Origin of the sequence: Paenibacillus allorhizosphaerae (genome assembly GCF_042659105.1) — a bacterium.
In the GTDB taxonomy this organism is placed as follows: domain Bacteria; phylum Bacillota; class Bacilli; order Paenibacillales; family NBRC-103111; genus Paenibacillus_G; species Paenibacillus_G allorhizosphaerae.
Genome location: NZ_JBHSRV010000004.1, coordinates 122,380 through 134,448, shown reverse-complemented (window position 1 = coordinate 134,448; position 12,069 = coordinate 122,380). Strand labels below are relative to the sequence as shown.

14 protein-coding genes are annotated in these 12,069 nt (G+C 52.9%); 9 read left to right on the top strand and 5 right to left on the bottom strand.

What is annotated here, in order from left to right; all coding sequences use genetic code 11:
- The first annotated feature begins 84 nt into the window (after positions 1-84).
- The 3 genes from ACFQI7_RS16945 (at position 85) to ACFQI7_RS16935 (ending at position 2,204) form a co-directional block, all read left to right on the top strand.
- Positions 85-705: a LysE/ArgO family amino acid transporter gene (locus tag ACFQI7_RS16945; RefSeq protein WP_218098026.1), complete on the top strand. Its 621-nt coding sequence runs from the start codon at positions 85-87 to the stop codon at positions 703-705.
- A 100-nt stretch (positions 706-805) separates the two neighbouring features.
- Complete coding sequence (locus ACFQI7_RS16940; RefSeq protein ID WP_218098025.1) at positions 806-967, top strand: hypothetical protein; 162 nt, start codon at positions 806-808, stop codon at positions 965-967.
- Positions 968-1,208: 241 nt separating this feature from the next.
- Positions 1,209-2,204: a cation diffusion facilitator family transporter gene (locus ACFQI7_RS16935; RefSeq protein WP_218098024.1), complete on the top strand. Its 996-nt coding sequence runs from the start codon at positions 1,209-1,211 to the stop codon at positions 2,202-2,204.
- Between the two features lie 59 nt (positions 2,205-2,263).
- Here ACFQI7_RS16935 and ACFQI7_RS16930 read toward each other — a convergent pair whose 3' ends face one another.
- Positions 2,264-2,500 carry a hypothetical protein gene (locus ACFQI7_RS16930; RefSeq protein ID WP_218098023.1) on the bottom strand — a complete coding sequence of 79 codons (237 nt, stop codon included), beginning with the start codon at positions 2,498-2,500 and terminating at the stop codon, positions 2,264-2,266.
- A 701-nt stretch (positions 2,501-3,201) separates the two neighbouring features.
- Here ACFQI7_RS16930 and ACFQI7_RS16925 point away from each other — a divergent pair.
- The 4 genes from ACFQI7_RS16925 to ACFQI7_RS16910 all read left to right on the top strand — a co-directional run bounded on the left by ACFQI7_RS16925 (position 3,202) and on the right by ACFQI7_RS16910 (position 6,999).
- Positions 3,202-4,044, top strand: coding sequence for a MurR/RpiR family transcriptional regulator (locus ACFQI7_RS16925; RefSeq protein WP_218098022.1), 843 nt, complete (start codon positions 3,202-3,204; stop codon positions 4,042-4,044).
- A gap of 23 nt (positions 4,045-4,067) precedes the next feature.
- Positions 4,068-5,408, top strand: a complete 1,341-nt coding sequence (locus ACFQI7_RS16920) for an ABC transporter substrate-binding protein (RefSeq protein ID WP_218098021.1) — start codon at positions 4,068-4,070, stop codon at positions 5,406-5,408.
- A gap of 23 nt (positions 5,409-5,431) precedes the next feature.
- Complete coding sequence (locus tag ACFQI7_RS16915) at positions 5,432-6,247, top strand: S9 family peptidase (protein WP_218098020.1); 816 nt, start codon at positions 5,432-5,434, stop codon at positions 6,245-6,247.
- 176 nt (positions 6,248-6,423) lie between these two features.
- Positions 6,424-6,999: a tetratricopeptide repeat protein gene (locus ACFQI7_RS16910; RefSeq protein WP_218098019.1), complete on the top strand. Its 576-nt coding sequence runs from the start codon at positions 6,424-6,426 to the stop codon at positions 6,997-6,999.
- 126 nt (positions 7,000-7,125) lie between these two features.
- On the opposite strand, the gene ACFQI7_RS16905 is transcribed toward ACFQI7_RS16910, so the two are convergent.
- The 4 genes from ACFQI7_RS16905 to ACFQI7_RS16890 are packed head-to-tail and all read right to left on the bottom strand — an operon-like array spanning position 7,126 to position 9,726.
- Entirely contained in the window at positions 7,126-7,356 is a 231-nt protein-coding gene (locus ACFQI7_RS16905) for a hypothetical protein (protein ID WP_218098018.1), read from the bottom strand.
- 56 nt (positions 7,357-7,412) lie between these two features.
- The gene (locus tag ACFQI7_RS16900; protein ID WP_218098017.1) at positions 7,413-8,261 is read right to left on the bottom strand and encodes a hypothetical protein; all 849 of its coding nucleotides are present in this window, start codon (positions 8,259-8,261) and stop codon (positions 7,413-7,415) included.
- Between the two features lie 20 nt (positions 8,262-8,281).
- Positions 8,282-8,803 (bottom strand): hypothetical protein, encoded by a 522-nt coding sequence (locus tag ACFQI7_RS16895; protein WP_218098016.1) that lies wholly within the window; start codon positions 8,801-8,803, stop codon positions 8,282-8,284.
- A 5-nt stretch (positions 8,804-8,808) separates the two neighbouring features.
- A complete protein-coding gene (locus ACFQI7_RS16890) occupies positions 8,809-9,726 on the bottom strand; it encodes a DUF4915 domain-containing protein (RefSeq protein WP_218098015.1) in 918 nt (305 codons plus the stop codon).
- Positions 9,727-10,021: 295 nt separating this feature from the next.
- Here ACFQI7_RS16890 and cysC point away from each other — a divergent pair, with 295 nt between their 5' ends.
- Together cysC and ACFQI7_RS16880 are read left to right on the top strand one after the other, a co-directional pair.
- A complete protein-coding gene (gene cysC, locus ACFQI7_RS16885) occupies positions 10,022-10,639 on the top strand; it encodes an adenylyl-sulfate kinase (RefSeq protein ID WP_218098014.1) in 618 nt (205 codons plus the stop codon).
- Between the two features lie 65 nt (positions 10,640-10,704).
- A complete protein-coding gene (locus tag ACFQI7_RS16880; RefSeq protein WP_218098013.1) occupies positions 10,705-12,048 on the top strand; it encodes a phenylacetate--CoA ligase family protein in 1,344 nt (447 codons plus the stop codon).
- Positions 12,049-12,069: the final 21 nt, after the last annotated feature.

The window sequence follows — 12,069 nt, the reverse complement described above, 5'->3', positions numbered from 1 at the left end:
GCCGTGTAGAATATATTTCTACGCGGTTCTTCTATATGGACGGAAACGATTGCGAATTGAAGCGGTAAAGGAGATACCATGGTTATGCTTGCAGCTATGATTCACGGAATAATTCTCGCATTGGGACTCATTTTGCCGCTCGGGGTGCAGAACGTATTTATATTTAATCAAGGGACGATGCACAAACGGTTTCGCAATGTATTCCCCGCGGTGATCACCGCTTCCCTCTGCGATACGCTATTGATCGTCTCTGCCGTGTTCGGCGTATCGATGATTGTGTTGAATATTCAGGGGGTCAAGACGGGGCTGCTGTGTGTCGGCGTTTTGTTTTTGATCTACATGGGCTGGGTCACCTGGCGGAGCAAACCGGCCGCGACCGCGGATCAGCACAACAAGCTGCATCTGAAGCAGCAAGTCGCGTTTGCCGCCACCGTGTCCTTATTGAATCCGCATGCGATTTTGGATACGGTTGGGGTGATCGGTACCAGTTCTTTGCGCTATGAAGGCGGGGAGAAGGCTGCTTTCGCGGCGGCGGCCATCGTGGTGTCGTGGCTCTGGTTTACTGGACTTGCTACGGCAGGCCGCCTGACCAACCGTGTCGATCAATCGGGACGCATGATCGTCGCGCTTAACAAAATTTCCGCGCTATTGATGTGGGGAACGGCTGTTTATCTTGGAATATCGCTCTTGCAGACGGGGTCATAACTTGCGCCTGATTGGGAAAACCTATCTGAAGTGGAAAATTTGTATAACGGTGATGGGTTTATAAATTCTTGTACCCAACAGGAAAAGAGGATGACAGGCAATGCAAACGATAAAACCGGAACTGAAGCAGCGTTTGGAGGCGTTCGAGCAATCGTTGTCCGCGGAACTGGGCATTCCGGTGAAGGTGGAATTCCCCCAAAGAAGAAGCGAAGAGCTGCCGCCGGAATATGAGCTGCCGCACGATAATCCGGAACAAGGCTGAAGCGGACGTTTTAGGATGCCACAAGACAAGAAAGGATCTGCTTTGCGGCAGATCCTTTCGGTTTTTCATTCGGCGCTCCCAAGTGCAACTCTCTTAGGCAGCACGCCCATCCCTGTTAACATATTTTACGGAATTTAGTAAATCATAGTTACTATGCGTGTAGCTATCGAGCTTACGATGGGAGATATGCACAACGGCAGAACTGACGAAACCATATAAAACTGGAGGCATTCATTATAACATGAACAAGGCAGCAAGCCCGGATTCTTTTTGGAGCTTAATCAAGAAAGGCAACATGTCATCGGCAACGGCTGCACTTGGCAATACGTTTCTCGCCGTTGTCAAAGGAATCGCAGCGGCCTTAACGGGGAATGGAACCATGTTTGCATCTACGATGCACTCGATTGCCGATGCGGTCAATCAAGCCTTCGTATTCGTAGGAAGCGTACTCGCGGAAAAGCAGCCGACGCGCCGGTTTCCGACCGGATTCGGCCGGTTAGTTAATATTTTTTGCATGGTCGCGGTCATCGTCGTTACGGTCATGGCGTATGAAACGATTCGCGAAGGATTTCACCTGGTGCAGCATCCGGTTTCATCCACCGGGTTTGTGCTGAACCTAATTGTCCTGCTGCTCTCCGTGGCCGTCGACGGTTATGTGCTGTGGAAAGCGATGAAAGAAATTAATCATGAAACAAGGTCGGATGCGAAGGGAACGGCGATTTTTTCGGCTTCCTTCCGCAACGTCAAGAGGGCGGCTCCCCCGACAAGGCTCGTTTTTTACGAAGATTTGGTAGCGACTACGGGGGCTCTTCTGGCGCTCATTGCGGTCGTTATAATCGCTTTAACGAGCTTCGTCATATTGGACGGCGTCTTTACGATCGCGATCGGGCTGCTTATGGTCTTTGTCGCTTTTCGGGTCGGTTACGACAATATGGTCGGTTTGATCGGGGTCGCGGCGCCGCGAGAAGTGGAGGACAAGGTCGCGACAGCCATTCTTTCCGAGCCGCATGTTACGGATATTTATCAGATGCGCATTCTGCAGGAAGGGCGTTATTACCATGTGGAAGGCTTGATCGAGCTGAAGCCCGGACTGGCGCTCGCCGATGCCGACGATATTAAATTTAAAGTCCGCGACATGCTGCTGCAGGACCCCGACATCACGGACGTGACGTTAGGGATTTTGGAAGATAACGGTGTGAAAAATTGGGACGCATCACGGGAATCTAGCAATGAATGAATGCAATGATCGCCACTGACAATAATACACATTCTTGCCCAATTTCAATTATTCTCTCTTTAAACGATGCAAAGGCAATTATTGCGATTCCAACTAGAAGAAATACGGGGACAAATATGTTTTCGCGAAAATCTTGGCATTTGAGGTGACGGTACTTCGCCACTCAAATGCCCTGCATAGAAACCTGCCAGTTTAATTTGACCAGCAATGGAGGCTGCTGCTCGTTCTATTGTATACACCACACCCGATGCAATAATAAACATAACTCCGATCACGTAAATAAATTTTGCCCTCAAATTTGCCCCTCCTTTATACTTATAAGTCTTCGAATCCGGCGACCGCGATGATGAGCGCACTAATGACCATAAGGTGCAGAATGGAGAATACAGTGTGCAGGGAGAAGCTCATTTTCATATTTGCTATGTTGAAGCGGGTCAGTATTTAAAAGATAAAATAACCAACGGCATAAGCAGCGATTAAGGATTGCGCCAGCCATATGGAAACGGTAATAAACGCCGGAGTGTTATTTACATTCGGTATTAGAAACCAATGCATCGGCTCGATCGTTAGAGAACAAACAAGGATAACCCACGCAATAAATTGAATCGGCAGCGCGATCTCGATTTTCCCGGATCGTAGTCATCTCCTTCCTTTGGTAACGATGCGGTAACGGAGAAAAGCTTAGAGCACTAGTCTGAATTATAGCATGAAACCCATATCATGGAAGCAGCTCCCTCAGCAGAGTCGCCCGGATCATGTGATTTCGCGTTTAACGGAACTGCTGGCGCTGCAATGAACCGCGCGAACGCGCGAAGGAGGGGGAACGAACGACTCCTCCTTATTTGTCTTTCCAATGCGTTACTTACGGCGCCTGCTTTCCTGCGTGAATCAAAAATCGTTTTCAAAATGCGGCAACGTATGTTATAGTATGAAGTAAATAATTCTTTAATATTAATAAAAAGAAGTAAAAAATTCTTCCATGAGGTGCGTATGCAGCATGCAGTTTGAGACATTAGTCAAACAAAAGTTCGATCATTTGTCCGCCGGGCAAAAAAAAGTGGCGGAGTACATCTTGCAGCATTTGGAAAAATGCAGCTACGATACGATCGCCAAAATCGGCAGGGAAATTAATGTAAGCGAAACCACGGTCATTCGCCTCGCTTATGCACTCGGGTACAGCAGTTTCTCCGAAATGCAGAACAGCATTCGCAGCCACATTCTGGACAGCGGCAGCATGTCAGGCTCCCGCGAGGAAGAACCGTCGGCGGAGCAGGCGAGCCCATATGCGCAAGCAATCGAACGCGATATCCGGATATTAAAGCAAACGCTGAATCAGCTCGATACCGATCAGCTAGAGCAAGCCGTTGAGCGTATTATTCAAGCGGATTCCGTATTCGTCGTCGGCTACAGAACGGCCTACTCGGCGGCGAATTGGTTCGCGATGACGCTCGGCTTTTTACGCGATAACGTACGATTGATCCCGCTGCAGGGCGATGTGTTCGAGCTGCTGGCCAGCGTTAGCGACCGCTCCGTCGTCGTTGCCGTGACGTTCCCGCGATACGCCAAGGAAACGTACAAATTCGTCAGAACGGCAAAGGAGCAAGGGGCCCGGATCATCGCGGTGACAGATAACAAGCTGTCGCCGGTCGGCTGCATTTCCGATTATACGCTGATCACGAGTCCGAATCGCGATGAAGCCGGGTTTAATTCGACGGCTACGGCGATCAGCTTGTTGAACCTGCTCGCGGTCGGGGTCAGGATGAAGGAGCACGATCGGATTAAAATTCGTCTGCAAAAGCTGGAAGAGCTGTACTCCAGCTATGATATTTTGTTCGAATAAAATAAACATAAGGGGGACATAAAATGAAAGCGTTTCATAAAAAGACTGTGGCAACCGCCACCCGGTTCGCAGCCCTGCTGTCGATCGCGGGCATTGCGCTTACCGGATGTCAAAAGGAAAGCGAAGCCGGAAAACCGGCGGCGGCAGCGGATCAACCGGTCGTCATCGACAAACCCGTCACGCTGAAGGTCGCTCCGATCATCATCTCGATTACGGACGAGGACTTCAAGACGCTGCTCGCGGATCCGGTGAAGAAGGTACAGCCGAACATTACGCTGGAGCTGGTCAAACCGGGGAAAGGCACCAATATCGAAGATTTGATCGCCGCCGGAAGCCCGCCGGATTTGCTCCTTACCTGGAACGGCCGGCTGTTGTATACGAAAGAGATGGATTTGCTGGAAGACATGACGCCGTTATTGACGAAGCATAAAGTCGATTTGAACCGATTCGAGCCGGCTGCGATCGAAGCGATCAAGATGGTATCCGATAAAGGCGAATTGTATGCGCTTCCGTTTGCGCTACAGCATTATGCGCTGTATTATAACAAAGATATTTTTGACAAATTCGGCGTTCCGTACCCGAAAGACGGCATGACTTGGGAGCAGACCGTGGAGCTCGCCAAAAAAGTGAGCCGGGAAGATACGGGCACCGTGTACCGGGGCATGGGCATTCAAAACTTGGCGAGTCTGCACTATCCGCTGTCGCTTGGCGCCGTCGACGCCAAAACAAACAAAGCCGTCATTCAGAACGAGCAATGGAAAAAGGTGTTTGAGCTTGGTAAAAGCATTTACGGCATCGAGGGAAATGCGCCGAAAAAGTTTTTTAACGATGACGACGACGCATTCGTGAAGAACAGAATCATCGCGATGCTTCCCGCAGTCAATATGATCCCAAGGCTGATGGAAGCGGAGAAGGAGAAAAACGATCTGAATTGGGATATTGCCCAGTACCCGAGCTTCCCGGAAAGACCGAATATGTATGCCATGATGAATACGCATGTTGTCGCTGTAACCAAGTCAAGCAAAAACAAGGACGCGGCCGTTGAAGTGATGAAAGTATTGACGTCCGACGAAGTGCAGCTGATTTCTTCCCAAAAAACGGCACGGTTGACCTCCTTGAAAAGTCCTGAAATCGTCAAGGCGTTCGGTACGGATATTCCTTCGCTGAAAGGAAAGCATGTCGACAGCATTTTCAAAAGTAAGCATGCGCCGGGAGTCGTGATGTCGGAATATTTGGGCAAGGCGACGACGATTTTGCGGGATCAATTCACGCAATATTTTAACGGCGGCAAAGACGCCAACACCGCGTTGCGCGATTCCGAAGAAAGCATTAACAAAATGATTCAAACGGATAAACAAAAATAACGGCAGCAAAGGACTGAGCACACTTGTCAACTGGAATGATCGAGCATAAAACGTTAGCGGATGATCCGTCTCAAACCTACTACCTTTATGTCCCTGACGGTGGGGGGATCGGCGCCAAGCTGTTCGTGTCGGTTCACGGCATTTCGCGCAATGCGGAGGAGCATGCCGCCTTGTTCGCCCCGTTCGCTGAGCAGTATGGTGTCGTCATGGTCGTTCCGCTGTTTGACAGCAGCCGGTTTCCGGACTATAACTGCCTCGGCCGGGAAGGTCAAGGCCAGCGTTCGGATTACGCGTTGGAGCGGATCGTCGCCGATGCCGGACGTCTAACCGGCGCGAATACGGACGCCATCTACTTGTTCGGCTATTCGGCCGGAGGGCAATTCGCTCACCGGTTCGTCATGGCCTGGCCCGAGCGGATCAAGCGCTGCGTCATCGGCGCAGCCGGATGGTACACCTTTCCCGATCCGGTGCTTGCTTACCCGCAAGGGATCGGAGCTTTCCCCGATTTGCCCGGCGTTCATCCGGTGCCCGAACGGTTTTTGCAGGTGCCGACCTGTATCGTCGTCGGGGAACTGGATACGGAGCGAACCGCTTCGCTCAATCAGGAACCGGAGATCGATGCGCAGCAGGGGCTGAACCGCATCGAGCGGGGCGAGCGTTGGGCCCGGGCAATGCGAACGGCTGCCGAGGCGCGCGGTATAGCGAACGAATACCGGTTTGCGACGCTTCCGGGCTCGACGCACAACTTTGCCAAATGCATGAAGCTGGGGCGTATGGGGGAGCGGGTGTTTGAATATTTATTCGAAGCCGACCGGCGTTGCCGAATTACGTGCGAATAGGCAGCATCCGTTGAATGTTACGGCTCGCGCATTTCTTTACCATTATTAAAACCGCAAAAATGTTGCAATGGTCCATACTTATAGACGGCATACGGAATAAAATGTGGAAGCGAATGCTGTCGGTTGGACATTCGGTCAGGGCGGCAGCAGATGATGGTCAAGAAAGGAGCGATACTATGCCGAGCGACAAACAGGAGAGCCATTCGCAGCTGCGTGCTGCGACCCGGCTGCATGACATACTTCAGCGCGGTTACGCCAGGTTCAAAAACTTGGAGTACGACGAAGCCCAACAGTGGTTTGAAGAGGCGGCGGCGCTGGAGCCCCGCAGCGCGGAAGCGCACGCGTGGCTGGCTGCGGTATACGGCCGCCGGATCGAAGGGGCGTGGGGTTTGATGGAGAAGGTCAAGCTGCTGCAGATGCTGGAGAACGAGGTGGCCATCGCCCTCGACATCGATCCGTCGCTGCCGCTTGCCCGAAGAATGAACGGCGCCCGCATGTTGAATACGCCGGAAATGCTCGGCGGCGATCCTGCGGCGGCGGTCGATGAGTTCCGCTACTGCATCGCCAAAGGGATGGATGAGGCTGACGTGTGGTTGGCGCTCGCCGAATGCTACATTCAGACCGAGGAGCCTGACCAAGCGGCGGCTGCGCTGGAAGAGGCGCTGCGGCGCGAGCCGGATAACGAGAAGGCGGCCCAGCTGCTGCGGCAGCTTGAAGGCGAGAGCGGCAGCGAACCAAACAACGCGCAATAAAGCGAAAATGCCCTGAGCTTATAGAAGCTTCGGGCATTTTCGCTTGAAGGCAAGAAATGTGCTGCTGCTGCCTTCGGAGGGAAGGCGACCGGCATACACCCGCCGCCTTGCCGCCGTCAGACGCATTCAGCGGGTATTGGCTTGGTTGCGGGCAATTTCTTGCCCGGCTGCAATCAGACCGCTTTTCAACGCATTTCCCACTTTCTCCATGATTTCGTCGATCGGCTGATCCAGATCATCGGCCACGATCAGCAGCTGTTCGCTGACCTTGTTGGCTCCTGTTTTCAAAGCCGACTTGATGTAAGGCATCGCCTGCTTTTTTACCCGTTTGATGATTTTTCTCCGAATGTTAGACATGACGCTCACCTCCTTTCAATGCTTCTGGGCCGAACCGCGGATATGGATCTGCTCGTTTAATGCTTGCGGTTCTTCTTGTTCGGCTTGCTGTGTGATTTTCTATTCTTTTGGTTCGAAGTCGAATCGTTCTTACCTTTTCTGGCCGCAGCCTCATCTGATTGACGCGCTTTGCGGGAAGCTTGTTTTCTCTTCTTCTCGGACTTCTTCTTTTTCGGCTGCCCCCACTGTTGGAGGGCGTCGCCGGTGGCACGGGCGCCGATTCCGATTAGTATCGATTGGACGCTATTGGCCGGCGGCATGATTTCAACGGCGGGCTTGCCTTCCATCGCCTGCAATTTATGGCTGACGCGCTGCCGCATGTCCGGAGTGAGCGCCCGGGTTAGCAGATTGCTCCAGCACATAACCGCATCCCGGTTCCGGCCGACACTTTGATACGCTTCGCCCAGCTCATAAATAATGTTCGGATATTCGTCCGCCTCCAATACGCCAGGTTGACGCAATTCCTGATCGATTAGGAACGTATAGTCTTCGATCGCCGTCTGCGTCCGTTTGAAGTACTTCTCCGGCAGTTGGAACGCGGCCTTGCCGCGCAGCAGACGGACCATGAGGTCATGCGGTGCGGCAGCCACCGCCCTGTCCAGGAGCATTAATCCGTTCTTGCACCATTTCAGCTTGTCGAGCGGTTTCGTCGCGTCCCGGGCGACCAGAATCATCGTGCTGCCATGATAGGCCTCCGCAAGAGTAACGCCCGGGTAATCGCGCCGCAGCAGCTCCAGCAGCCGGTTCGCTTCCTGAACGGAAGCCGCATTGCCTGCGACGCCTTCGCCGTGGAGCCGGATGATGTGAATCAGCCTCTCGTGGTACGAGGCGGATAGCTGGCTGACCTTTACGCTTTGGATTGTCAACGGAGTCCTTCCCCCCTGCGTTACTTTTTGGCGGATTTGTGCTGGGCTAGACGCTGCAGCACTACGTTCGCCTCGGCGGGATTTCCCGCATTTTGATAGGCGGTGCTCAGTTGTCGCAAGATCTCGCTTACCTGCGTATGCGACAAATAGTCGGAATTTTCCTTATAACGGTCAAGCAGATACGTAAAATCCTCGATCGCCGTCTTAGCGCATTGGAAGTACGACTCCGGCAGCCGTACGCAAACGTTGGCTCGCAGCAGCCGGATTTCCTTATGGCTCGGATCGAGCTTCACGGCCCGGTTCAGTGCGTCAAGCCCCTCCTGCGCCTTATCGGCTTTCTCCAGCGTCTTCGTCGCATCCCGCGCCAGCAAAGCAAGAGAACTGCCGTAGTACGCTTCGATGAGTGCATCAGAAGGTGCCGCTTCCCTCAGCTTCGCCAACTTCTCATTCGCGCTTTTCGCCGCCTTTTTGTTGCCGTCAACTCCTTTGGCATGAAGCTTCTTCACTTCTTCTAACGATTTCTTCTGTTTGTCGTTGGCCATGAAATTTAACCTCCCGATGGAAATTGCTGTTGAAGTTCGAGAATCTGGTACACCTGCTGTGCAGGAAGCGGCACAAATCGGGAGATTCGAAACTCCGGATTATAGACGTAGATTCCGCCGTCAAGGCTGCAGTTGGACATTTCGTGAGGAATGCGCAGCACATGTCTCATGCGGCTTTGCCCGATAAAGATCGTATCGTCCGTTATGGCCAGTCCGCGCGTAAAGCCCGCCACTTGAATTTTCGTATCGTTTCCGGTAACGGCGCAAAAGGACATGGAGTCGCAATAAGCCAGCTGCGCGTTATGCACCATCACCGTGTGCGGCATATACAGGCGGCTCACGACAATATGATTCGCCGGATCGATGTCTATGCTGTCGTGCGGATGAAAGCCGGTCAAGTCGACAGCGACGATCGCGCCGTTTCGCTGCATCGGGTCCAAAAACCATTTGTCATAGGGCGAGAACATCGAAACATATAACGTCGAACCTTCCAACCAAATGTCGTTGATATGATGAATATCTTTTTCTATCGGATTGAAACGAATTTCTCCGATTCGCGTGAACGTACCGGTCTCGTAACAGCCGACCGCGTTAACCGCCGTCTCAGCCACAAGCACCATCCGATCGCTGAGCTTGGCGACGCCATGGAAATCGAGCTTCCGGTGCTTCGTTCTGGACGTCAACCGGAACCCCGAATCGAAAGCAAGGATCTGGTTATCGTCGGTCGCCACGATGAGCCTGTTATCCGCCCACGCCATCCCCATGCAGCTGGCGGTATACAGCTTCTGCATGTCGTTGCGCTGAAAGTCGAGCAAAAACAATCCTCCTTCGTCCGGACCGCTGGCCGGACAGCTGACCAGGAGGCGCGTATGAACATACTGGAAATCTTGGTCATTTTCCAACCCATACAGCAACACAGGCATAATTCCCTCCTTCAGGTTCGATCGCTCTATGCTAGTTAAGATATGTGAGTCTTTCAACCGGCGGTTGGATGAAATGCTTACTTTATCAAAAATATACACTTGTCTGAGTCAAGTCTTGTTTCTCTTGCATTTCATAAATAGAGTAATCCGGAAGGGGGGAAGATCACTGGTCAATGGATAATATGCGAGGAAAGGATCAAAGTGAGAAACAAAAAGAAGCGGAAGCTTCCGCCGGCTCCTTGCCTCCGATTGGTATAACGCACACTATGGATTCGCTGTGGGAGGGTAGAATCGGTTGGAAACGAACATTACGCGGCATCCATCCCATATTACAAGAGATCACCGACACAGGCTGAATATGCATCATAGCTGCGTGCTGTGGCTTACGGGTCTGTCGGGATCGGGTAAATCTACGCTTGCTTATGCATTGGAGAAGGCGCTGTACCACGCGAGCTGCCGCTCTTATGTTCTGGACGGGGACAATATCCGTCACGGCTTGAACCAGGATCTCGGGTTCCATCCCGAAGACCGCAAGGAGAATATTCGCAGAATCGCGGAGGTGGCAAAGCTGTTCGCGGATGCGGGCATGATTGCCGTAACCGCGTTCATTTCTCCGTATCGGGCGGATCGCGAGATGGCGCGGTCGATTGTCGGTGAAGGGGATTTTATTGAGATTTACGTGAAGTGCTCGCTGAGCGAGTGCGAAAGGCGCGATCCGAAGGGGCTGTACCAAAAAGCGAGAGCGGGAGAAATCACGCAGTTTACCGGCATATCCGCTCCTTACGAGCCTCCGGAGCGGCCGGAGCTGGTCATCGAATCGGACCGGTATTCGGTAAGCGAGTCGGTGGATCTGATTCTGAACTTGTTATCGTCCCGCACGAAGCTGAGCCTGGAGAACCGGAACCGGGGATGACGCTGCATCCCAGCCAGTCGGCGCCGCCGTCCTCTCGCGGGTAACAATGGAATAGGAGGATGATTATGAAACTGCAATCTCACAAGATGACGGTTTCTATCGACGAGCATGCGTCCCATCTGGAACAATTCAAAGCTTTCTATAAACAGCTGGACGACGAAGGAAAAACGATAGAGAAGCTGCCCCGGCAACGAATCGAAGACTATCAACTGGAAGCGATCAACGCGACGCTGGCGCATGTCTGGAACCGGAACGAATATTACCGCGCGAAGCTGGAGGAAGCCGGCTTCACAGCGCCAAAGATCGACAGGCTGGAGCAGCTGTCGACGGTGCCGCTGCTGCGCAAAGACGTCATTCGGGGAGACAAGCAAAAATTACTATGCGTCGATCCGAAAGAAATCGGTCAGGTGCATCTCACGAGCGGAACGTCGGGCAAACCCATCTATACCGCCTACACGCTGGCCGATCAATACGTGTACGACCTGCTGCCCAAATATTTGGAGTTGTTCAAGGAAACGGACGCCGACGTGGCCGCCGTCGCGCTGCCGTACGAGTTTGCGCTGCCGGGTCTCGGGTTCCAGCGGCTCTTCCAGTTTGCCTTCGGTACGGCGGTGCTGTCGCTTGGCAAAGGCGGATATATGGCTCCCGTCGATAAAACGTTGGAATTGATGAAAGAATACCAGGCCACGGTGCTGGCCACGACGCCGTCCTATGCGGCGCTTCTGGCGGAGCAAAGCGAGCGGTACGGCATTAAAATCGGCGAAGATATCAAGCTGAGACGAATCATACTCACCGGCGAAGGCTGCTCCCACACCTTCCGCACGCGGCTGGAAGCATGGTGGGGCTGCGAGGTGTCCTTCTTCTACGGTTCGACCGAATGCGGCGGCGTCGCGGTGGAGTGCAGCCATCACAAAGGCTATCACCTCATGGAAGGGCATGTGAAAGTGGAGATTATCGATCCGGTTACGGAAAAACCGCTGCCTTACGGACAAACCGGAGAAATTATTGTCACGACGCTGCTGCGTGAAGGCATGCCGATGGTGCGGTACCGCTCCGGAGATATCGGCTATTTGCAGCCGTCCCAGTGCGCTTGCGGCATCATGATGGACGTCCTGCATCTGCGAGGCCGGATGGAGAGCATGCTGCATTTGGGCGGCGAAGATTATTCTCCGTTCCTAATCGAGCATTTCCTGATGGAAATTCCCGATGTCGGCATGTGGTACCATTTCAAGCTAAACAAGGGGAAATTCAAGATCGAAGCCGAGCCGTTTCGGACGAAGCTGAGCGACAAGCAGCTGGCGGCCAAAATCAAAAAGCATATGTTCGAGCGGATCGGAGTGGAGTGCGAAGTGGAAATCCGGCACGACATCCCCCGCACCTTTGGCAAGGCGACCCGGATATTCCAATAAACGGGCGGCGACAACATCTAT

Excerpts from the sequence above, each read along its gene's own strand:
- ACFQI7_RS16945 (WP_218098026.1), top strand. The coding sequence starts at position 85 with ATGCTTGCAGCTATGATTCACGGAATAATTCTCGCATTGGGACTCATT.
- ACFQI7_RS16940 (WP_218098025.1), top strand. The coding sequence starts at position 806 with ATGCAAACGATAAAACCGGAACTGAAGCAGCGTTTGGAGGCGTTCGAG.
- ACFQI7_RS16935 (WP_218098024.1), top strand. The coding sequence starts at position 1,209 with ATGAACAAGGCAGCAAGCCCGGATTCTTTTTGGAGCTTAATCAAGAAA.
- ACFQI7_RS16925 (WP_218098022.1), top strand. The coding sequence starts at position 3,202 with ATGCAGTTTGAGACATTAGTCAAACAAAAGTTCGATCATTTGTCCGCC.
- ACFQI7_RS16920 (WP_218098021.1), top strand. The coding sequence starts at position 4,068 with ATGAAAGCGTTTCATAAAAAGACTGTGGCAACCGCCACCCGGTTCGCA.
- ACFQI7_RS16910 (WP_218098019.1), top strand. The coding sequence starts at position 6,424 with ATGCCGAGCGACAAACAGGAGAGCCATTCGCAGCTGCGTGCTGCGACC.
- ACFQI7_RS16905 (WP_218098018.1), bottom strand. The coding sequence starts at position 7,356 with ATGTCTAACATTCGGAGAAAAATCATCAAACGGGTAAAAAAGCAGGCG.
- ACFQI7_RS16895 (WP_218098016.1), bottom strand. The coding sequence starts at position 8,803 with ATGGCCAACGACAAACAGAAGAAATCGTTAGAAGAAGTGAAGAAGCTT.
- ACFQI7_RS16890 (WP_218098015.1), bottom strand. The coding sequence starts at position 9,726 with ATGCCTGTGTTGCTGTATGGGTTGGAAAATGACCAAGATTTCCAGTAT.
- ACFQI7_RS16880 (WP_218098013.1), top strand. The coding sequence starts at position 10,705 with ATGAAACTGCAATCTCACAAGATGACGGTTTCTATCGACGAGCATGCG.